This window comes from Stenotrophomonas rhizophila (assembly GCF_000661955.1).
Taxonomy (GTDB): domain Bacteria; phylum Pseudomonadota; class Gammaproteobacteria; order Xanthomonadales; family Xanthomonadaceae; genus Stenotrophomonas; species Stenotrophomonas rhizophila.
On sequence record NZ_CP007597.1, the window covers coordinates 2,029,894 to 2,052,740 of the forward strand.

A 22,847-nucleotide genomic window follows, 5' to 3' on the forward strand; every position below is an offset into this window, starting at 1 on the left:
GCGCGTTTTCCCGCATGAGCATCAATCTCAAGACCCTGATCAGCAAGCTGGACGATACCTGCCGTCTGGCCGCCGAGCGTGCCGCCAACCTGTGCATGTCGCGCGGCAACTACGAGGTTGATCTGGAGCACCTGTTCCTGGCGCTGCTGGAGCAGCCGCACAGCGATTTCGTGTTGATTGCCCGCCGCTGCGGCATCTCGCCCGATGCGCTGGAACGCGACCTGTCCGACGAGATCAGCCAGTTCAAGACCGGCAACGGCCGCACCCCGGTGTTTTCCCAGCACATTCCCAAGCTGTTCGAACACGCCTGGCTGATTGCCTCGCTGGATTCGGAAACCAGCCGCATCCGCAGCGGCCACCTGCTGCTGGCGCTGATGACCGAACCGGAGCTGTCGCAGCTGGCCTACCGGGGCTCCAAGCTGTTCGTGCGCTTCAAGCTGGACGAGCTCAAGCACGACTTCGCCAAGCTCACCGAGGGCTCGCAGGAAGCCACCCAGACCGTGCGCAACGCCGATGCCGGCGCAGGCGAGGGTGACCTCGGTGGCGAGACCGCCGCGGCCGTGGACGGCGGCAAGGGCGGGCTGTCCAAGACGCCGGCGCTGGACCAGTTCACCACCAACCTGACCGAGCGTGCCCGCGAAGGTCGCATCGACCCGGTGATCGGTCGCGATGGTGAGATCCGCCAGGTGATCGACATCCTGATGCGTCGCCGTCAGAACAACCCGATCCTCACCGGTGAGGCCGGCGTCGGCAAGACCGCCGTGGTGGAAGGGCTGGCCCGCCGCATCGCCGACAAGGACGTGCCCGACGTGCTGCTGGGCGTGGAACTGCATACCCTGGACATGGGCCTGCTGCAGGCCGGTGCCAGCGTCAAGGGCGAGTTCGAGAACCGCCTGAAGAACGTGATCGACGAGGTCAAGAAGAGCCCGCACCCGATCATCCTGTTCATCGACGAAGCCCACACCATGATCGGTGCCGGTGGCACGGCAGGCCAGAATGACGCCGCCAACCTGCTCAAGCCGGCCCTGGCCCGTGGCGAGCTGCGCACCATCGCGGCCACCACCTGGAGCGAATACAAGAAGTACTTTGAGAAGGACGCCGCGTTGGCGCGTCGCTTCCAGGTGGTCAAGGTGGAAGAACCCACTGAAGCCCTGGCCGCCGCGATGCTGCGCGGCATGGTCGGCCTGATGGAAGCGCACTTCAACATTCGCGTGATGGACGAGGCCGTTACCGAAGCGGTGCGCCTGTCGCACCGCTACATCAGCGGCCGCCAGCTGCCTGACAAGGCGGTCAGCGTGCTCGACACCGCCTGCGCGAAGGTGGCACTCGGCCAGAGCGCCACCCCGGCGATCATCGAAGACACCCGCAAGCACCTGGATCGCCTGGACGCCGAGCTGGCCGCGCTGCAGCGCGAAACCGCCGGCGGCGCCAACCACCATGCCGAGCGCCTGGGCGAACTGCAGCAGCTGCAGGCCGATGCCCGGGCCGTGCTGGCCACCAATGAAGAGCGCCTCTCGCTGGAGCGTGCCCTGGCCGACCAGATCCGCCAGCTGCGCCAGCAGATGGAAAACGGCGGTGCCGAAGCGGCTGGCAACGAGGCGGCACCGGCTGAGGCCGTCGCCGCCGAGAAACCTGTGGCGCGTGGCAAGAAGGCCGCCGCCGCAGTGTCGCCGCAGCAGGCCGAGCTGGACCGCCTGCTGGCCGAACTGCGCCAGCTGCAGGGCGACACCCCGATGGTGCCGCTGCAGGTGGATGGCGGCGTGGTGGCCGAAATCGTCTCGGCCTGGACCGGCGTCCCGCTGGGCCGGATGGTCAAGGACGAGATCCGCACGGTGCGCACCTTGGGCACCCTGCTGGTCGACCGTGTGATCGGCCAGGACCACGCGCTGGAGGCCATCGCCCAGCGCGTGCGTACCGCCACGGCCAAGCTGGAAGACCCGAACAAGCCGCGCGGTGTGTTCATGTTCGTCGGCCCGTCCGGCGTGGGCAAGACCGAGACCGCGCTGGCGCTGGCCGACATCCTGTACGGCGGCGAGCGCAAGCTGATCACCATCAACATGAGCGAGTACCAGGAAGCGCACAGCGTTTCCGGCCTCAAGGGCTCGCCCCCGGGTTACGTGGGCTACGGCGAAGGTGGCGTGCTGACCGAAGCGGTCCGCCGCAACCCGTACAGCGTGGTCCTGCTGGATGAAGTGGAAAAGGCCCACCCGGACGTGCTGGAGATGTTCTTCCAGGTGTTCGACAAGGGCCAGATGGACGATGCCGAAGGCCGCGAGATCGACTTCCGCAATACGCTGATCATCCTGACCTCCAACATCGGCTCGTCGCAGATCATGCAGGCCTGCCTGAACAAGCCGGCCGAGGAGATCCCCACTGCCGACGCACTGGGTGAAGCCCTGCGCCCGGTGTTGATGAAGAGTTTCAAGCCCGCGTTCCTGGGTCGCATGAAAGTCGTGCCGTACTTCCCGATCAACGACGACGTGCTGGCCCAGATCATCGCGCTCAAGCTCGGCCGCATCCGCGACCGTGTGGCGGGTAACCACAAGGCCACGTTCTTGTGGGACGACAGCCTGGTCGAGGCCGTGCTGTCGCGTTGCACCGAGGTGGATTCCGGTGCACGCAATGTTGATCACATCCTCAACGGTACGCTGCTGCCGGAGGTCGCGGAAAGCGTCCTGGCGGCGATGGCCGAGGGGAACCGGATCAACACCATCAAGGTGACCGCAGGGAAGAACGGCGCCTTCAAATACAAGCTGTCCTGATTGTCGACTGGAAAGGAGATACGAATATGGATTTCTACGGATTCAACCGCGCCAAGGCCATTGCCAACTGTGGCAGCCTCGAACTGGGCCTGGCCCGCGACACCAACAACGTGCGCGCCTGGAACCGCCTGCGCCCGGAGCACATCGTCGAGCTGCTGCACGGTGCCGCCGCCGATGCCCGCCAGGATGCCCGCAACCTGGCTGCACAGATCAGCCGTGGCGCCTGGCGCATCCAGACCCACGCACCCGCGCAGGGCAAGGCCAACCAGCTGGTCAGCAATGCCCGTGAAGTCTCGGTCACCGCTGGCGGCCGCGACTACCGCCTGCTGCTGAACGAAGGCGCCAAGCTGCAGCTGGAACGTATTACGCAGTCGGCCTGATAGAGGCCTTCAGGTGCAGCCGCCGCACCCGCGGCGGATGCATCGGACAGCTCGCCGACGCGATGCGTCGGGGCCTGTCCTCCCGCTGGAAACGTGTGACATGTGACGTGTGCGACGCAATGCCCACCCGGGGTACAGCCCGGGTGAAATATACGGTGCTTGCGCTGATCTATGCTGACGATGGATCGCTCCAGTCGAATTCACTGGGCTAATGAATGCGGGGATGCATCATGGATTCCGTAACCAAGATACTCGCCGCGCTTGCGGCACCGGGGCAGGCACAGCGCCTGCTGCAGCTGCGCACCTCGCTGGGGAGCGACGTGCTGGTGGCCGAGTCGCTCAATGGCGTCGAGCAGATCGACGGCATCGGCTTTGTGTTCGATGTGATCGCATTGTCGACCGATGCCAACCTGTCGCTGGACAATCTGCTTGGGCAGCCGGCATTGCTGCAGATGCAGGCCATCGGCAGCGCACGCCCGTTCCACGGCCGGATCACCGCCGCCGAACGGATTGGCAGCAACGGCGGCCTGGCGCGGTATCGCCTGCGCCTGCAGCCCTGGCTGGCCTTCCTGGGCCAGCGCGTGGACAGCTACGTATTTCATGACGCCAGCGTGGTCGACATCGTCGAGAACGTGTTCGCCGACTACAGTGGCCTGGTTCCGGCATGGCGCTGGGACCTCACCGACCGCAGCCTCTACGCGAAGCGCAGCCTGACCACGCAGTACCAGGAAACCGATCTGGCCTTCGTGCAGCGCCTGTTGGCCGAAGAGGGCATCTATTACTGGTTCGAGCATGCGGACGACCCGGGCAGCGAGTCGTTTGGCGCCCATACCCTGGTGCTGGCCGACAACCACCACGGTGCCAGGGACCTGGGCACGGTGCGCTTCCACCGCGGCGATGTGACCGAGCGCGATGACAGCGTGCAGCAGTGGTCCACCGCACGCCGCTGGTGCACCACCAAGGTGTCGCGCCATACCTGGGATCACCGCACGCTGGAGCTGCGCCAGGCCAGCGCTGAAGCACAGACCGCACACGAGGCGACCGGCGAAGATGCCGACACCTGCGGCCCGTACGGCTGGCAGGACAACGCGCGTGGTGAGCGCCGCGCGCAGCAACACCTGGATGCGCTGCGCGTGCGCGCGCACACGATTGAAGGGCAGGGCAAGTGGCGGCAGCTGACGCCAGGCGCCCAGTTCCAGTTGGGCCAGCATCCGGGCGTGGATGCCGGCACCGCCTTCCTATGCCTGTCGGTGCAGCACCAGGCGCGCAACAACTTCGAGGCCGATGTGTTTGATGCGCTGGAGCAGCAGTTGGGGCCGGCCGCGCAGGCGCCGCTCAGCCTGCCGGGCGCTTTGACGGGATTGTCCGTGGGCAACACCGCGCCGGACCTCACCACCACCTTCTACGACAACCGCTTCGTCGCCATTCCGGCCGACGTGGTGTACCGCCCGCAGACCGAAGACGGCCACGGCACGCGTTTGCATCCGCGCCCGTCGATCACCGGCACGCTCAGCGCCATCGTGGTCAGCGACGGCGAGCCGCTGCAGTCCGATCGCGACCACCGCATCAAGGTGCAGTTCCCGTGGCAGCGCGGTGGTTCATCGAGCACCGGCTTGGCCCATCCTGGCGGCGACGACAACGCCCCGGCCAACGGCGGTGCCTGGACCTGGGTGCGGGTGATGACCCCCTGGGCCGGTGACAACTGGGGCGGCGTGGTGCTGCCCCGTCGTGGACAGGAAGTACTGGTGGCCTTCCTCGAAGGTGACATCGATCGACCGGTCGTGGTCGGCGCGGTCTACAACGGCCGCGGCCAGGCCGACGCGGCCCACAATCAGGTCGCCAGCGGCGGTGCCAACGCCACCGGCAATGCACCGGCGTGGTTCGACGGCAATGAACACCCTGCGGTTTACACGGGTTTCAAGAGTCAGGCGCTGGCCGACAGCCAGGGCGGGCAGGGCGGTTACCAGCAGATGCGCCTGGATGACACGCCCGGCCAGGGCCGCGCGCAGCTGTCCACCACCCAGCATTCAACTACGCTCACCCTGGGGCACCTGAAGGGTGGCGAAGACAATGTGCGCGAGACCGAGCGCGGCTTCGGCGCGGAGCTTTCCACGCAGGCCTTCGGCTCGCTTCGCGCAGGGCAAGGGTTGCTGCTCAGCACCGAACCGGGCGAGCCGCAGCTGGCCGCCAACCAGGCGCTGACCCAGCTGCAGGAAAGTGCCGAACTGCTGCAGAGCCTGAACGAATCGGCAGTGAACCAGCAGGCGCAACTGCCCGAAGAACCGACCACGCTGCAGGCCCACGACGCGCTGGAACAACTGCAGGAAAGCCTGCGTGCCACGCAGAGCGGCAGCGCGGCGGGCAGCATCAGCGGCGGCGATGGCGATGCCCCGGGCTGGGACAAGCCGGTCTTGATGGGCAGCGGCGTGGCTGGCGTGATGAGCCTGACCCCGGCCGACCAGGTCTGGGTGAGTGGCACGCACACCACGCTGGCCTCGGGCGTGGCGCTGAACTGGCTGAGCCAGGGCTCGATCACGATGGCAGTGGCCGGCGGGCTGGTGCTGTACACCGCCGGTGCTGAGCCGAAACCGGAGAGTCCGAACCAGGAACGTGGGATCGCGTTGCACGCTGCGCAGGGCAAGGTTAGTGCGCGCGCACACAAGAACCAGGCAATCCTGGCGGCCAAGACCAACGTGAAGATCACCAGTACCCAGGCCGATGTGCAGTTGTCGGCGCCGAGCAAGCATTTGCTGGCGACGGCGGCCGGCGCTTACATCCGGATCGAGGGCGACAACATCGAGCTGGGCGCGCCCGGGAAGGTGGAGTTCAAGGGCACGCAGCGGGAGTGGACGGGGGCAAAGGCGTTGAAGCTTGCGGCGCCCACCTTGCCTTCCGGAAGCCACGGGCCGTGCCAGTTCCGCGTGAGAGCAGCCGAGCAGAGTGGTGCGGCTGTTGTGCCGCTGGGGAGCTGATGCATGGAGTTCAGCCACCGCTTCTTCATGTCCCAGGACTTCGCGCTGATCAATCCGATGCAGATCGATGCCGACATCGTGGCGCTTTGGCCAAGTGAGCCGATTGTTCCGGATGCACTGAAGGGACAAGAAAAGCACATGCCGCGTCTGATCGCGTTGGCCGAGCTGGACGAGGATGATCGTCTGTATCGGTTGGATCAGACCATGAACTATGGCAACGCGCGCAACAAAGCCCCCTTCTGCGGCTTGCTGCGGAGCCAGGCCTCGCCCAGTCGGGTAGCCAGGCATGTGGCGAGCGCGATGGTGCAGAAGATCGGCGGCGAAGCGATGTGGCTGCGTCTGCACGATCCGCGGGTGTGGCTCAACCTTCGCTGGATCCTGCGACCCCTCCAGGTCGACGCCCTGCTGGGCCCAATCAGTCACTGGTCCTGGCCGGTGCCTGGCAGTGAGCGCTGGACGGCCAGTACAAGTGAGCGGGCGGCCGCGCAACGGCTTGACCTGGATATCGAGCAGATGCGGGCGCTGTCCATGACGGGGTCGGTCAATCGCGTCTTCGCCAGGCTGGCGCGCGACGGCGCCCCGGTGCTGGACACCGACGCATCAAGGAGGACTGCGTTCAACGAGATGATGAGGGCCCAGGCACTTGGCTTGAGCACCGATGAAGATGTGGAGTTCTTCGCCTTCCTCTCGCTTGTCAGGTCTCCCCAGGTGCATGACCAGCCTGTGGAGCGAAGGATGATCGATCTGGCTGTCGCGGGGGAGTGCGGGTACTTGTCGGCATGGATGGACGAGTACAGCCAATCAATGGAAGTGAATGCAGAGGAGCTGGACGAACGTGGCAACAACTGACACCAAACAGCCGGGTGGCCTTGGGGCCTGCGATCCGAGCAAGAAATGCCAGATGTGCGACCAACGCGGTCTGCCCATTCTTCCCTTGCGCTACTCACTTGCGCGTACCGATGTGCGGGCAGGATTCACCATGCCGCCGCTGGAAGGGAAGTTCGGAGCGGGCGTCAAGGACATCGTCCTGCCGGCTGCGCGTGCCCAGTACACCTTGCGACTGGCACGCCAAGGCTATCTTTACGTATTCAACGAGGCGCGGGGCGAATGGAAGGGGTACTTCGTCACGGAAGATGCCTACCTGCTTGAGTTTGATGTGCACGCCGATGCGCCGCCGATGGAGGAGTTCGCGCCCACCTGTGCGCGCATGGCGACCTCGCAGCTGGCGCGCTTCGTCACCATCCCCGACCCTTCGAGGGCCGGCAAGGTTTGGTTTGGCTTCAGCGAGGCACCGTGGGCGCCCGAGGTGCTGAAGCGCAACCGGCTCTCCTCCGAGCGAAAGAAGCACATGCGCGCGGTCGATGTGAAAGCGTGGGTTGGCGGGGCGCGCCCCGATCACACCGGTGAAGTGGGTGACGCCAAGCGTCTGGTGAGTGAGTTTGCGTTCGAAGAGCAGGTTGCAAAGCCTCGAGACCCGAGTCAGCCGACGTCGCAGATGGTGCTGGATCCAAAAACCGGAAAGATGATCAAGCAGGTCAATCTTGAAGGCGTGACGGTCTCCAATAACCCGGCGTATGACTTCACCACCTTCGCCTTCCGCCGCTGCAAGCAGCAGGTCGCGGGCATGGAGGAATGGGTCAAGAAGGCGTCTCCGGAGGTACCGGCGATGATGCTGGCCCTGAACGATCCCGCCGGTCTTACCCAGGACGTGTCGGCCTTGATGCGGGAGTTGGTGAGGGACTTCGAAACCGGCAAGGATCGCAATTGGAAGTTGGCCGCGGCGACGGGCATCAAGGGCATCCGGAAGGCGATCGAAGATCAGGCGGCCGCTACCGAGCTGAGCGAGCGGCGCGCAACGGCGATCACGGGCAAGGCATCGGCAGAGCTCTACGCTGCCGGACTCATCAAGATGCCCGAGTCGTTGACCGCCGAACAGGACCGCAAGGCGCGCGTGTCAGCGTGGAACCGCTACAAGGATGACTACGACGAGTCGGCCGTGTCCAAGTTCGAAGCAGAGCTGGAGCGGGAAACCAAGGAATTCACCAGCAGCCAGCTGACGCCGTTGGCGATGTCGTTCGTTCGCTGGTATCAGTCCGATGCACTTCGTGACTGGTTGTCGTCCAACCATCATGAAGGCCTCGAAGGCGGTGGCGGGGCATTCACCGTCATTGTCCAGCGCTGCGTGGAAGGCATCACCGGTCACGACCAGGTTGCTGCTGCGTTGTTGAAGGATCTCAACGGGCGTTTCGATGAAAAGCGCAATATCACCCTGCGTGCGCTGGTCCTGAACGACACCACGATCGCCAAGTACCTGGAGCTTGCGGCCGGGCCGAGCCTCGAACTGGCCAACAACCCGGGCGCCTGGAGCAACGTGCTGAAGGCGTTCGCACACGTGGACGACAGGAAGAAGAACAATCCGGCGGACATGCAGACCCGCACCGGTATTGTGGCCAACTTCATGCATGAGATCGCCGGGTCATTCATCACCGGGCTTTCAAAGGCAGGGCAGACCATCAAAGTTGGTGCGGCGAATATTGCGCTCAGCATTGCCATGAAGCACCGGATGATGGCCTTGATGGGCGCCGTATCGGGCCGGCAGATCACCCGGCTCCCTGTGAGGGCGTCCGAAGCCGAGCTTGCCCACTTCATCGTGGAGGCGCTGACGGCTGGGCAGTCTCCCGCCGAGAAGGCACGTGCCCGCCAGCAGGTGGATACGCATCTTCGTCAGCAGCTGACAGAACGATCCGGTGCGCGGACCGCCACCGGTGAGCGGAATGCGCGGGGTCGCAAGGTCTTCCAATGGGCGGTCTACTGGGACGATGAAACCATGCGTGCCCTGCGCGGGACGAATATCACGACCCTGGACCGGGCGCTGTTGAGCGAGGACCAGTTGCGGGCCGTGGTCAGAAGCCGCGCAGCCTCCTTTGCATCCGTCAACATCCGGGCAGACGTTGGCTTCGGTGTGGTGGGTCTGCTGCTGGATGGTTGGAACGCCGCGGATGCCTTCACCAAGCTTGATGACGAGAAGCAAGGTCCAGAGAATCGCCGCCGCATCAGCCTGGGATCGGCCCTGTTCGGGCTTGCGGGGACGAGCATTGAGTTGACCGCTATCGGATTGGAACGAACTGCGTATGGGCAGGTGGCGCGATCGGTGCGGATCGCGGCCGTCGAACTGAGGACGACATCGGCCGTCATCGGATGGATGGGCAAGCTTGTAGGAACCGTGGGGGCGTTCCTTGGCGCCGTCGTCGATGGTTGGAAGTTCTATGAAGCCGCCAAGAGTGGCGACATACCGATGGCCATCCTGTTCGGCGCAACGGCTGTGGGCGGCGCTGTGGTTGCCGTGTGCGTGCTGTTCGGCTGGATGACCGCTGGCATAGGCTTCATCATCATGATTGTCCTGGCCATCATCGGGTTTGTTGGCGAGTGGCTGATCAACCTTATTCGCGATGATAAGATCGAAATCTGGATCAACAAGACACCCTTTGGTGCGCATGATCATGGACGTTTCGAGTCACTTGAAGACCAGGAAGCAGCGTATGTCGCATTGCAAGCCAAGTAGGACCTCCCGATGAGCAGTTTTACTGGCTGGCTGGTCAGCCCTTTCAAGCTGGGCCGTGAAGTTTCCGAGAAGGAAGCGCGCGCCAACCTGCGATCTCCCGGGATACCGCGTCCGAAGCCACTGAACAAAGGCGCCATCCATCTCGATTCCACCTGCCTGGAGTATCTGGACCGGTACTTCCTGATGCGCGGCTGGGGGGTGCTTGGGGGTGGGTTTCTTGTTGTCTTCTGCGTGGTCCTTGGCGGCGCAGGCATTTACGGATTCCTGCAAAGCTCACAGGGACAGGTTGCGCCTGTGTTCTGGGCGCTGGTCATCATGGCCGTGATGTTTGGTGTGCCCGCGCTTGTGGCGCTGAAGGTGCTCGTGCTCAAGGATGCGTTTCGGTACACCCACTATCCTGTCCGCTTCAATCGAGCCAACCGTAAGGTCTATGTGTTCACCGGCGGGGCGCGGAAGTACCTTGAGGTGCCGTTCGACGATGCATTCTTCTTCATCAACGAAGATGGCGGTACCGGTGCCAACAACGTCCGCATTTACGACCTGCGGATGCATGTCATCGAAAGTGGCAAGATTGTTCATACGGTGTCGATCGGATCCGATGGTGGCAGTAGCCCGGGGGTCGTCCTTGCGCATTGGGAAATGATTCGCCGCTTCATGGATGAAGGGATGGACGATCTGCCGTTCCCTCCGCTTGGCATCTTTGCGTCCTCGCGTGTTTCGTTGAAGAACGCGTTCATCATTCCGTTTGCAGTGTTCAACGGCGCATTGCGCTGGATACTCGCGCCTTTCCTGTTTCCGATTGGTGTCGCCCGCTACATGGCGCTGGCAAGCAGTAAGCGCCCGGTGTGGCCAAGCTCGGTGGAAGCAGAATGCGCGCCAGCGCGTGGCAGCCGGGTTCTGCGCGAACCGCAGGTTTACGGCGACCTTCCGGGCGGCAGGAGTGGGGAGGCGGCGTTCATGCAGTACTGGAACGAAGCTGAGACGCAGGCAAGGGCGGAGGACCAGGGCCTGGCGTCGCTCTTCAGGTGAGGCGTGGGTGACTGGACGCTGCCTGTCAGCGCGGTCCAGGCCCGATTGAACCCGGTGCGCGGCGCTGGGTGGCTCCGGTTTCTGCTGGTGTCACGCAGCGCAGTCGTACGCAACGCGGGCTGGACGACGTCCAACCCGGCAGCGCCTGGCGCAACGGCCGACTTCAAGGATGTGAGCATGAGTGCATTTGCAGGCTGGTTGGCCCAGCGCTATCGGGTCAACAGACCCTTGTCGGACGCCGAGCGCAACGCAGATGTGCGCAATTTCGATGGCATGGTCAAGGATCCAATCGACCAGGGCATCATCGCGCTCAATCCCACGTTCATCGAATATGTAGACCGGCATTTCCACTATCGCGGCTGGGGGGCGATGTGGGGGCTGCTGGTCATTGCGCTTGCCGTTGCATTCGCCGTTGCGATGGCAATGGCACCAACGGTGACGCCCCAGGGCTTTCCACGGCCGCTGACAACGGGCGAGCGTTTCGTGGTGGGCTGGATCGTCACACTGTCGTCCGGGTTGGCAGCCTTCAGCTACTGGATGCTGTTGGGCCGGGATGTCTTTCGGTATCAGTACTATCCCGTTCGGTTCAACCGCAAGTCGCGCAGGGTGCATGTCTTTACCGGTGGCCGCCGTGGCGCGCTCTCGGCACCGTGGGATGAGGTGCGTTTCATCATCGGAAGCGGCGCGCCGGTGGGCGCGGGCGACAGGGACGCAACCTACGATCTTCGCGGCCACCTGATGCAGGGCGATCAGGTGATTCACACCTTCGCCGTTGGCAGCGACAGTGGGGCCAATCCCGGGCCAACGTTGGCGCACTGGGAGATGATTCGCCGCTACATGGACGGGGGCATGGAGGCGCTTCCATTTCCGCCGCTGCAACTCTACACATCGACCACGCCCAGCCTTCGGAATGCCATCATCATCCATGTGTCGTCTGCCGGCACGGGCCTGGGTCTGCTTGCTTTGCCCATTACGCTGCCGTGGGCCATGTTCAGGTATCTGTCGATGAAGCTGTGCAGACGCCCCAGCTGGCCGCGCGCAGTCGAGGATGATTGCGCCGGCGGTGCGGAGGCTGGGAGCCTGAAGGAGCCGGTCGTGTACGGTCGGGTAGGCGACGGCCGTGGCAGCGAAACCATGCTGGCGTACTGGACGCAAGCCACCCGTGATGCAATGGCGCTCAACGAGACGTTGCGCACACGGATGAAGGGAAACGGCGGGCATTGATCGCCTCGAACAAGCGCCTGCGCAGTGTCACTTGCCGCATCCTTGCTGCTGCACGTCACATTGGCTTGGATAGGCCCGCTGAGTGCGTTGTTCCCGCATGCGAGCGAACACGGGAGTGAGACGAGGATGTACACAGGTTGGTTGAGAAGGTTCAAGGTGGATCGAACGATCGACCCTACCGAGCAGTGTGAGCCATTGAAGCGGGAGCGCACTGGCGTGAGCAACGAACGGCACTGCGTCATCCGCCTGAACTCGACGTACATGGATGTGATTGATCGGCGCTACCGTCTTCGGGGGATGGTGACGACGACCGTGGTAACGCTGGTCAGTACCGCCTTGGCGCTGTTCGGGGTATGGATGCTGGTGACCTGGCTTCCCACCGTGTACGCGGGGCGAGCGGTTGATTGGTTCATGGCGGGCGTTCTGGTGATCGGCTTCGTCGGTCAGTTCGCGCTGATGTATCGATTGGTCATTGGCCGCGATTTCTTCACCTACAAGTACTACCCGATCCGGTTCAACCGTCGCACGCGGATGGTGCACGCCTATACGGATGCGGGCCCTTCCGGCGTCATCAGCGTGCCGTGGGAGCAAGCGTACTTCCATCTTGGGCACGGTCAGGGTGAGACGTTCCTGCGCGATATTCGTTGCCACGTCATGGAGGGGGATACGGTCAGGCATACCTTTGCCGTCGGTCACTATTTCGACGATGCGGACAAAATTCGCGAGATCTGGGAGTTCATCCGACGCTACATGGACGAAGGACCGGAGCACGTGGTTGACGCGCCGTCGTCGCGGCGTGTGCACCTGTCTGTGGCGGACACCTGGAAGAATTGCTACCTGACGGTGATCATCAGCCTCGGTGAGGCGTTGCTACCGTATCGCACGGTGCTGATGCCGTTGCTGGGGCCATTGGTCGTATGCCGATGGCTGGTGTTGAAGAGCAGCAGAGCGCCGGAGTGGCCGGCCCATGTGGTGACGGAATCCGTCGTCGACGTGGCCGATCCGCATCAGTGGCCGGAGCCGGAGTATGTCGGGCAGTTCTATGCGGGACGCGGTGTCTGACTGCTTAGCGCTCTCAGAGGAGAATGCCAGTGCGGCGGTGCCACTTCATCGTGACTTGGCGACGCGCATGCTGTGCCTGTGTGCTCGTCTGCATCCGGTGACATGCGGCAGGCTGCACACGCGCGCCCGATTGAGGGGCTGTCGATGTGAAGATGCACCGAATAGGGCATTTTCCCAGCGTGCTACTCGACTGACTTGCCTGTGTTCCCTATTCTAGGTGGCATGTCCGAGTTTCCGGGTTAGCCTGGAACAAGAGCGCGGCGTCGCTCGGCGCTCTTGATCGGTGCACATTGTGACCTGGGTCACACTGTGCACTGTATAGGTTCCGATGGTTGGTTGATTTTCCGTCGCGAATGAATCGTGCGGCGTCTCGACTGATGTTCTGCTGATGATGGGTCGCCCCAGTTGAATCTGCGGGGCTAATGAATGGAAGCATTATGAAATCCACAAGCACGATACTGGCCGCGCTTGCGGCACCGGGGCAGGCACAGCGCCTGCTGCAGCTGCGCACCTCGCTGGGGAGCGACGTGCTGGTGGCCGAGTCGCTCAATGGCGTCGAGCAGATCGATGGCGTGGGTTTCGTATTCGACGTCATCGCACTGTCGTCCGATGCCAACCTGTCGCTGGACAGTCTGCTTGGGCAGCCGGCATTGCTGCAGATGCAGGCCATCGGCAACGAGCGCCCGTTCCACGGCCGGATCACCGCCGCCGAACGGATTGGCAGCAACGGCGGCCTGGCGCGGTATCGCCTGCGCCTGCAGCCCTGGCTGGCCTTCCTGGGCCAGCGCGTGGACAGCTACGTGTTCCATGACGCCAGCGTGGTCGACATCGTCGAAAACGTCTTCGCCGACTACAGCGGCCTTGTTCCGGCATGGCGCTGGGACCTGACCGATCGCAGCCTCTACGCCAAGCGCAGCCTGACCACGCAGTACCAGGAAACCGACCTGGCCTTCGTGCAGCGCCTGCTGGCCGAAGAGGGCATCTATTACTGGTTCGAGCATGCGGACGACCCGGGCAGCGAGTCGTTTGGGGCCCATACCCTGGTGCTGGCCGACAACCACCACGGTGCCAGGGACCTGGGCACGGTGCGTTTCCACCGGGGCGATGTGACCGAGCGCGATGACAGCGTGCAGCAGTGGTCGACCGCGCGCCGCTGGCGTACCACCAAGGTGTCCCGGCACACTTGGGACCACCGCACGTTGGAGCTGCGGCAGGCCAGCGCCGAAGCGCAGATGACACAGAATTCCATGGGTGAGGACGCCGACACCTGCGGCCCGTACGGCTGGAAGGACAACGCGCGTGGCCAGCGTCGCGCGCAGCAGCACCTGGATGCGCTGCGCGTGCGCGCGCATACGATTGAAGGGCAGGGCAAATGGCGCCAGCTCACGCCCGGGGCGCAGTTCCAGCTGGGGCAGCATCCGGGCGTGGACGCGGGTACCGCCTTCCTGTGCCTGTCGGTACAGCACCAGGCGCGCAACAACTTCGAGGCCGATGTGTTCGATGTGCTGGAGCAGCAGCTAGGGCCGGCCGCGCAGGCGCCGCTCAGCCTCCCGGGTGCCTTGAGTGGCTTGTCCGTTGCGAATGCATCGCCGGACCTCACTACGACCTTCTACGACAACCGCTTCGTCGCCATCCCGGCCGAGGTGGTGTACCGCCCGCAGACCGAGGACGGCCACGGCACGCGTTTGCATCCGCGCCCGTCGATTACCGGCACGCTCAGCGCCATCGTGGTCAGCGACGGCGAGCCCTTGCAGTCCGATCGTGACCACCGCATCAAGGTGCAGTTCCCGTGGCAGCGCGGTGGCAGTTCCAGCACCGGTTTGGTCCATCCCGGCGGTGACGACAACGCCCCGGCCAACGGTGGAGCGTGGACCTGGGTGCGAGTGATGACCCCGTGGGCCGGCGACAACTGGGGCGGCGTGGTGCTGCCCCGTCGTGGTCAGGAAGTGCTGGTGGCGTTCCTCGAGGGCGACATCGACCGGCCGGTCGTGGTCGGCGCGGTCTACAACGGCCGCGGCCAGACCGATGCCGCCCATAACCAGGTCGCCAGCGGCGGCGCCAACGCCACCGGCAATGCGCCGGCGTGGTTCGACGGCAATGAGCACGCTGCTGTCTACACCGGCTTCAAGAGCCAAGCGCTGGCCGACAGCCAAGGCGGGCAGGGCGGCTATCAGCAGATGCGCCTGGATGACACGCCGGGCCAAGGACGTGCGCAGCTGTCCACCACGCAACACGCCACCACGCTGACCCTGGGCCACCTGAAGGGTGGCGAAGACAACGTGCGCGAAACCGAGCGCGGCTTCGGCGCGGAGCTGTCTACGCAGGCCTTCGGGTCCCTGCGTGCCGGGCAGGGGTTGCTGCTGAGCACCGAGTCTGGCGAACCGCAGCTGGCCGCCAACCAGGCACTGACCCAGCTGCAGGAAAGCGCCGAACTGCTGCATTCGCTCAACGAATCGGCAGTGAACCAGCAAGCACAACTGCCCGATGAGCCATCCACGCTGCAGGCCCACGACGCGCTGGAACACCTGCAGGAAAGCCTGCGCGCCACCCAAAGCGGCAGCGCGGCGGGCAGCATCAGTGGCGGAGACGGGGATGCCCCTGGTTGGGACAAGCCGGTCTTGATGGGCAGCGGCGTGGCCGGTGTGATGAGCCTGACCCCGGCTGATCAGGTCTGGGTCAGCGGCACGCACACCACGCTGGCCTCGGGCGTGGCGCTGAACTGGCTGAGCCAGGGCTCGATCACGATGGCAGTGGCCGGCGGGCTGGTGCTGTACACCGCCGGTGCTGAGCCGAAACCCGAAAGTCCGAACCAGGAACGCGGGATTGCGCTGCACGCCGCGCAGGGCAAGGTCAGTGCGCGCGCGCACAAGAACCAGGCGATCCTGGCGGCCAAGACCAACGTGAAGATCACCAGTACCCAGGCCGACGTGCAGTTGTCGGCGCCAAGCAAGCATTTGCTGGCGACTGCGGCCGGTGCTTACATCCGGATCGAGGGCGACAACATCGAGCTGGGCGCGCCCGGCAAGGTGGAGTTCAAGGGCACGCAGCGGGAGTGGACGGGGGCGAAGTCGATGACCTCCGACGTCACAGCGCAGGCGGGAAAGAACGATCGATGCAACGAGGCAAGTGTAGATGCGGCCAGCGCAGGAGCAGCACATGTTGCGCTATGACGCCCGATATGACGTCTTCGTTGGACTGAAAGAGCGGATACAGAGCTCGTCGGGCGCCGTGTACATCCTTATGGACCCAATGTCGCGCTGTGATCTCAGCATGCTGAACGGCTTCAAGAGGAAGAGATACACCGTCGACCTAGAGCGATTCGGAATGCGCAGCGAACTGTGCCCATACGTCCTAGAGGTTGAGAGCATGAACGATGACGTGTTGAAGGAGAGCGTCAACGTCGCTTGGGAGCATCGCGAGGATTGGCAAAAGCCACAGCCGGTTTGTGGTTGGATTTCCAGCCCACTTTCTGCGTCGGCATTGGCGTCGGCGATACTTGTGCAGGCTGTAACCACTGCTGCAGACCGGACCAGGCATCTCAATAGGTTCTACGACCCGCGAGTAGCTCGGCATGCAACTTTCGCACTAACCGTGTCCGAGGATTTTCCAGGTGCCTTGGCGTGGTACCAGCTTGGCTGGGATGGGGAACTACAAGAACTGCCCTGCAATGTTCGCGTTGCGTGTCAGCCGACGTACATGCTGCACTCGCAGGATCCGCATGCAGAATGGTGCATACCTATCAACGCCGCTATCTCGCAATTGCAGCGAATGGGTGTCGCTTCCGTTCATCACGAGGAGGAGCTGCAGCGCGCAGTTCGCACGGGCATGTCGCTTGGTCTCCCAGCCAGCGAAGTAGCGGATGCGACTACCTTCCTGCTTCACAAGGTGTTAGTTCATCCGCAGATCGAGAAACATCCGGTGATTGCTGGCTGGCTGCGGGAGGTCGCAGGGAGGAGGGCCTCTTACGCCGATCTTTGCTCCCAAGCCGATTCTGAGTGGTGGTGCGGAGTCGAAAAAGGCGCTTGGATCAACGATGTGAAGGGAATCAAATTGGAGGTTGGACATGGCTGATGGTGCGAGTATTGCGAGTGGTGTGAAGCGATCAGTGCAAAACCCAGCGCCGTTCGGTGACTGCAAACGCTGTGACAAGGCGGGCTTCCCGATACTGCCGATGCGCTTTGCATACACACCGCGATCAGCCGCGTCCGAAGTCGGATCTGCAAGCCTGAGCAATCAGGACTACAGCTTCCGAGCTGGCGTATTGGGTATGCGGCTGTTGAGCCAAGGCTTCCTCTATGTACTGGACGAGCGAGGCGGTGGTACGTGGCGTGCCTTCCAGGCATCCATCGAAGGGTCGCTGTCTGAATTCCCGGTAGCTAGCAAGCCTGAGACCGCGGAGCCTCAATGCGGGCGCTCCGACCATGCCGTTCGTTCCGCTACGTTCTCGGTCCCCGAACCCAAGAGCGCTAAGCGCATTTGGGTGGCCTACTTCTCAGTCTGGCAAACCGAGCACCAACTGCAGATGTTCGAAGCCGCGCTGCTTGGTAAGGCGATGCCCGCGCGTTTGGAGGACGACCCTGATGTTGAACTCAAGGACCTGAAAGCACGATTCCAAGAGTTCTCCGTCCCTGACCTGGTGGCCGGCGCCAAGGCCGGTGAAGTGCAGCATCAACAGGCAGATGCGTTTGGGTTGAGTCTGGCAAGGGTGAAGGACTATGCCCCGGAGTTCGGTGGTCGCCACGCCCTGTATGCCGAGAGTGTCACGCCTGGTGTTGATCGGTCAGGACTAGCGGCCTCGGTGGCGCAGCGCATGGCGGGCATGCACGAGGCCGGGGGAGTCGCGCTGTATCTCCATGATCCGATCGGGATCGCCATGGAGATCCGACACCTTTCCAATCTCAAGCGTTTGCAAATTGAGGAGATCAATCAAAAGTATCGGAGGCAGATCGCCGTCAAGCAGCTCATCGAGCAGATCGGCAAGTCTTGGAAAGCCCACGGTGCCGAGAAAGAACGCGAGTGGCTAGAGGAGTACATCAACAAGATCGATGCGACTAAGCTGGGTGCCTTCGAGCGCGAATTCGCCGCGGACATGGGGCAGCGCCCCATGATACTAAATGGGTTCTGCGATGATATTGGTGAGTTTCAAAAAAGCTGGGCGCTGAGACACGCTTGTAAACACGACTTTGATATTGCAGATGCAGATTCAACCATTGAGATGGTCTGCCAGATGGCGACTATCATGGGCGGTGGTCCTCATGGTGAAATTGATCGACAGCATGCGCTGCAGGAGTTTGAACGGCCCGTTGAGGATAACCTATGGTATTGGGCGATCACCGCTGGTCAGAAGAGCCTCCTGAGCAGTATCGTTGAGGACAAGCAGGCGGATGCTCAAGGAATAGTCAAGTCCGCATATAGTGTTCTTGACGCTTGGAATGTGGAGAAGGGCAACTATCTTTCGCAACTTCAGGCGCATTTGGCGGGGGCTGGCGATCCGCCAAAGGCGATTTCCTCCGGCGCAATGCGAAGGACGGTTTTTCGAGCGTGCTTGGGCATTGAAGCGGCCCTGCGGAACCTCATGACCTTTGGTCAAGGTCTGCTAAGCGACATTAACCTCGCTGCATTCAAGCATGTCCGAGTGTTTGCAATGGCTGGCGCACTTTGGTTCCGCACCGCAGTGCAGCCCTTGGTTGAAGAGGTGACGCATGCAGACTTTATACGCGACAACAAGCAGAGCGCTTGGGGTCATTCCCTTGAATCTCGGTTGCAGCATACGGTCGATGGTGAAGGTGCCAAGCGTTCGGCGATCAACGTAGCAGACGTTACGGATGAGCTGGGTGAAGCTGGGCGCAAGAAGATCCCTCTGCTGAGAATCCATTGGGGAGAGATGATTGAGATTGACTCGTTGAGTGGTGAGCAGGCTCGCAGGGTCGGGCAGGAGTTGAATCGTAGGCAGCGTCGCGCAGCAGCTAAGTCCGGCAGAGGTTCAGATGCAGGAAGGGCGCCTGGTAAATCCGCAAAGGCGCCGCTGAGTGCTGCGATGGAAAAAGTCTATGAGCAGTTGCGCCGGCAGGCACTGATTGAGCAGGTTTCAACGAAGGTCAGGCAGGAGGTTGCCGCAGACGCCGCAAGGATCAATCGTGCCCGCGTACAGACGGCCTCAGGACCGCTAGCGGCAAGCCCTGCGCTGGCAGGCGTTCCTCGGGCGACAACGGGTGGCTGGAGCAGCAGAACGATGGCAGCCCTCAAGCAGGGGGGGGCATCTGGAACGCTGGCGGTCTGGGCTATGGCCTTTCAGGGGGTCGCGATCGCGGCATCCTGCAAAGAAGCTCTCGACAAGCCGTCAGGAGCCGCTTTGGCCAAGATCACGGCTTCAATACTTGGATTTCTCGGCGCCGGATTTGAGGCCACTGGCGCGGCAATGACGTTGCGCTCCTATTTTTCCAAAAGAGCGGTAACTATATTCTCCCTGTCCGGTGAAGCTGTTGCAGCGGCCGGGGGCGTTATTGGTGGCTTCGCCGGGATAATCATGGGTGCACTTACCATGATGGAAGGGCGAGCTCTGAGTAAAGAAGGCGACGAAGATGCTGGCGGATTAATGGTGGTCGCCGGGGTGCTCTTGACCGTTAGTGGAGTTGCAACCGGTTTGGGTGGCCTGTCAATTCTGGGCGCGATCGGCGGTGGTCCCGTTGTCTGGACGATAATAGCTGTTGGAGCGGCTATTTTGGGGCTCTACGTATTGGTATCAGCTGAGGAAAAGCGCGACAACGCGGTTCAGGTCTGGCTTCGATCCTGCATCTTCGGAAAGATGCCGAAGTATTTGAGCGAGGAAGAAGAGCGGCGTGCCCTGGAGGCGTTGTATGTTGTTCCGTTCGCGGTTACCGCGGTCTGGAGAAGTGGGCGTTCTATAGCCGGATTCAGCTTCGGCGGGACTGTCGATATTATTATCGATGCGCCTGACGTGAGGACTGGCAAGGGGTGGCTTGAGCACAGTATTTCATTGGAAATGAAGGATGGTCGTAAGCTGGCAGCGCGCTCCGCTCGCCTCGTTGAATCTGGTATTAGGACCGGCCTCACCGATCCGAATCGCCTGTCCGAAGGCCTTGAGCATCATAATAGAGGATTGTCTGCACCGACGTCCGGGGGGGCGAATCTACGGGTGTCTCCATCAGGAGGGGTGATGTGGCGAATATGCTATGTGACTGACGCATTACGCAGTGTAGAGGTTGTCGCGCGCTTCTGGCCTGACAAGGTTGATAATGCTGGTCTTGTCTTGCCCAATGGGAATGGTATATCGCATATGTTGACGGCAGGGAATTGATATTATGGTCGAGGAGTGCTCGGGTTCTCGTGGGGATGTAGATGTTGTGGATTTTTCGTCCCCTGTCCAGGGCGTAGGTGGTGTCATGTATCCGCTGCTGCATTGGCGTGTTGAAGATGTCGATGCTGATTTTGTGATGGACATTAACGATGAGGAACTCGTCGTGGCCTCTGACGTTACTCTGCTTTCAGGTGGGAAGGGCGGAGTTCTTTGGATGATGTGCGTCGTCTTGCTCATGGATTTTTTTTTCATTCATCTTCTTATTGAGATGATTAGTTTTGGTGGTTTTGGGTTTGTAGAGTTTTTCGTCGCTGCGGTCGGTCTTTCCAGTATCCCCCTGTGCATTTGGATGTATAAGTCTGTCAGGTACAGGGGTCGTATTGAGCCAATAGTATTTAATAGCGTGCATAGAACCGTTAGTCATTACGGAGAGGATCGCGTTCGGACCATCGACTGGAATCGCGTCAAGCCATTCATTCGTATCGTTCGCGCAGTCGGTGCAGCCGGTGGGGCACAGGTGCAGCTCCTCGTTCTGGCGGACGTGGATGAAGTTTCTGGTAGGGTCAAGGCGGAGATCGTTGCTGGCCGGGGAGGGGTGATCACAGCAGGCGCTTTGAGATATGGATTCTTCAAGACATTCATGGACGGTACGCTAGAGGAACTGCCCCGATTCCGCCTGATATCGGTAAATCTGGATTGGATGCAACGCATGGCGATCAGTCTCTGGACGGTTCCTGCTTTGCGTTGGCGCTGGTTGGGTGAGAGACGTTGGTCCCCATGGGTAGGGCTGGCAAGCTTTTGCAACACGCTTGCGGCGTTCCCCCTATTGATGGCGGAGTTGATTGCATCGCGAATCACCCTCGGACCCCGCGGCGAGTCTTCCTTGGGGCCTTGGCACAAACGATTCGATGCGCTTGCGCCGGATTCTCTGCTTCGTGAACGTGCACGCCATCATGGGGATGTAGTCGTGGAAGCCAAGCGCTGCTTGCTAGCTTCAATTGCGATTGGCTGTGTATTCTGGTTGGCCGCACTTATTTTCTTTGCAGTGGTTTTGACGTCATGACGCCGCCCGGCTCCCAATGTGGTCGGCCCCTTGGAGATTCAGCGCGCCTTCGCGACGCAGCGGAAGCCGTTGCCAAGGTTGGGGTTGGGATTCTCTTCGACCACCTCCCCATCAGCAAAGGTGACCGGGCCAGGCTCGGGCACCTGATGGCTGCGGGTGAACGTCATCGACGTGACCGAAAGTTGATCGGCGTCCCGGTCGGTGCTGCTGCGCTGGACGCGCTCGGTACCCGATGCTGGTCCGGTCGGGTTGCGGATTTGTTTAACATCGTACTCGGTTGCGTACCAGTCGCTCACCCATTCCCTGCCATGGTCGATCATGTCGTATAGCCCCAGTGCGTTGGGCGGAAAGGCGCCCAGAGAGCTAACATCCGTGCGCTGACGATGCTTACTGGCAAATGCGTCGTACTGCGCAATGCTGGATACGTTGCGGCCGTTGTCCAGCTCGCCATTGTCGGTTTGCCAAGGCACTGACGCCTTTTAGGACATCTAGGAACGCAAGATGATTACCGGGTGGCTCAAGCCGTTTCCCACGCAACGACCTTTGACGAAAGAGGAGGCGCAGGCGCGGCTCAATCCTGACGCGCATCAGGGGCATGTGCGGCCAGACGCGAGGCTCAGCCTGATCGGCCTGGATGAGTATTCGGCGGAGTTCGTGGATAGAAGCTTCCGCATGCGCGGCTCCTCGATCACACTGTTTGCATTGGTCTGTTTTCTGGTGATTGTCGCCACGTTGCTCTACGTGGTCCTGGGGCTGGCATGGCCGAGCTACGCGCAGGAAAAGTTCGGCGCAGGAGAGCTGCTGCTCGCCATCCTGCCGGTGGTCCTGGTTGCCAGCGCTGCCAGTACGATGATCGGGCGGCGAACGCTTCGCCGCGAGCTCTTCACCTATACGCACTATCCGGTTCGGTTCGACCGTGAGCGCGGTTTTGTCCATGTGTTTCGGCATAACGGGCCGGACGGCGTGTTGAGTGTTCCCTGGAAGGACGTCCATTGGTTCGTTGGCCATGGTGAGCGTCAGGAGTATCTTCTTGATGTCCGTGGTGCGCTGCTCGACCGCGGCCTGATTCAGGACATGTTCTCGGTAGGTCACTATTTTGATGACGGCGCGCAGGAAAGCGTCCAGGCATTGTGGGAGTTCATTCGCACATACATGGCCGGTGGCCCCGCTGCGTTGGCGGCTGCCGGTGTGCCGCCGCTGATCGATCTCTCCGTTCGACCCACTTGGCGCAACGCATGGCGGTGGGAGATGCTCCGACTGGGCGAGCGTTTCGCGCGTATGCGCTACCTGCTTTTCATGATTTACTACCCGATCATGCTGGTCATGACGTCGTGGCGTTGGATGGTGTTGAGTTCCTGCAAGGCGCCCGCCTGGCCGTCATCGGTGCTGATGAGTAACGCTCCGGTGCATCCCTGGCCGCAACCGCGTTGGGTTGGAGAGATATCGGATCACGTATCGCGGCCGTCGTTGTAGCG

Annotated in this window: 14 protein-coding genes; 13 read left to right on the plus strand and 1 reads right to left on the minus strand. The window is 62.2% G+C overall.

Translation table 11 applies throughout. The features are described from left to right. Positions 1–14 precede the first annotated feature (14 nt). The 12 genes from tssH (at position 15) to DX03_RS08810 (ending at position 21,372) form a co-directional block, all read left to right on the plus strand. The gene (gene tssH, locus DX03_RS08755) at positions 15–2,762 is read left to right on the plus strand and encodes a type VI secretion system ATPase TssH (protein WP_038687999.1); all 2,748 of its coding nucleotides are present in this window, start codon (positions 15–17) and stop codon (positions 2,760–2,762) included. Between the two features lie 26 nt (positions 2,763–2,788). Beyond that, the gene (locus tag DX03_RS08760; protein ID WP_038688001.1) at positions 2,789–3,142 is read left to right on the plus strand and encodes a hypothetical protein; all 354 of its coding nucleotides are present in this window, start codon (positions 2,789–2,791) and stop codon (positions 3,140–3,142) included. A gap of 230 nt (positions 3,143–3,372) precedes the next feature. Next, entirely contained in the window at positions 3,373–6,114 is a 2,742-nt protein-coding gene (locus DX03_RS08765; RefSeq protein ID WP_038688002.1) for a type VI secretion system Vgr family protein, read from the plus strand. A gap of 3 nt (positions 6,115–6,117) precedes the next feature. Continuing rightward, complete coding sequence (locus tag DX03_RS20425) at positions 6,118–6,963, plus strand: DUF4123 domain-containing protein (protein ID WP_051598799.1); 846 nt, start codon at positions 6,118–6,120, stop codon at positions 6,961–6,963. Next, positions 6,950–9,676, plus strand: a complete 2,727-nt coding sequence (locus tag DX03_RS08775) for a T6SS effector BTH_I2691 family protein (protein WP_185753498.1) — start codon at positions 6,950–6,952, stop codon at positions 9,674–9,676. The genes DX03_RS20425 and DX03_RS08775 overlap by 14 nt, the downstream gene beginning before the upstream one ends. Before the next feature lie 9 nt (positions 9,677–9,685). Beyond that, positions 9,686–10,705, plus strand: coding sequence for a DUF6708 domain-containing protein (locus DX03_RS08780; protein ID WP_038688006.1), 1,020 nt, complete (start codon positions 9,686–9,688; stop codon positions 10,703–10,705). A 177-nt stretch (positions 10,706–10,882) separates the two neighbouring features. Beyond that, complete coding sequence (locus DX03_RS08785) at positions 10,883–11,929, plus strand: DUF6708 domain-containing protein (RefSeq protein ID WP_038688008.1); 1,047 nt, start codon at positions 10,883–10,885, stop codon at positions 11,927–11,929. A gap of 216 nt (positions 11,930–12,145) precedes the next feature. Then, positions 12,146–12,991, plus strand: a complete 846-nt coding sequence (locus tag DX03_RS08790) for a DUF6708 domain-containing protein (protein ID WP_185753499.1) — start codon at positions 12,146–12,148, stop codon at positions 12,989–12,991. 437 nt (positions 12,992–13,428) lie between these two features. After that, a complete protein-coding gene (locus tag DX03_RS08795) occupies positions 13,429–16,161 on the plus strand; it encodes a type VI secretion system Vgr family protein (RefSeq protein WP_038688010.1) in 2,733 nt (910 codons plus the stop codon). Beyond that, positions 16,148–17,062, plus strand: coding sequence for a DUF4123 domain-containing protein (locus tag DX03_RS08800; protein WP_185753500.1), 915 nt, complete (start codon positions 16,148–16,150; stop codon positions 17,060–17,062). The genes DX03_RS08795 and DX03_RS08800 overlap by 14 nt, the downstream gene beginning before the upstream one ends. Next, positions 17,055–20,309: a toxin VasX gene (locus DX03_RS08805; RefSeq protein WP_185753501.1), complete on the plus strand. Its 3,255-nt coding sequence runs from the start codon at positions 17,055–17,057 to the stop codon at positions 20,307–20,309. Before DX03_RS08800 ends, DX03_RS08805 begins: the two co-directional genes overlap by 8 nt. Before the next feature lie 85 nt (positions 20,310–20,394). Then, complete coding sequence (locus DX03_RS08810; RefSeq protein ID WP_185753502.1) at positions 20,395–21,372, plus strand: hypothetical protein; 978 nt, start codon at positions 20,395–20,397, stop codon at positions 21,370–21,372. Positions 21,373–21,410: 38 nt separating this feature from the next. On the opposite strand, the gene DX03_RS08815 is transcribed toward DX03_RS08810, so the two are convergent. Then, positions 21,411–21,842 carry a formylglycine-generating enzyme family protein gene (locus DX03_RS08815; RefSeq protein ID WP_081797199.1) on the minus strand — a complete coding sequence of 144 codons (432 nt, stop codon included), beginning with the start codon at positions 21,840–21,842 and terminating at the stop codon, positions 21,411–21,413. 31 nt (positions 21,843–21,873) lie between these two features. Here DX03_RS08815 and DX03_RS20430 point away from each other — a divergent pair, with 31 nt between their 5' ends. Continuing rightward, entirely contained in the window at positions 21,874–22,845 is a 972-nt protein-coding gene (locus DX03_RS20430) for a DUF6708 domain-containing protein (protein ID WP_185753503.1), read from the plus strand. Positions 22,846–22,847: the final 2 nt, after the last annotated feature.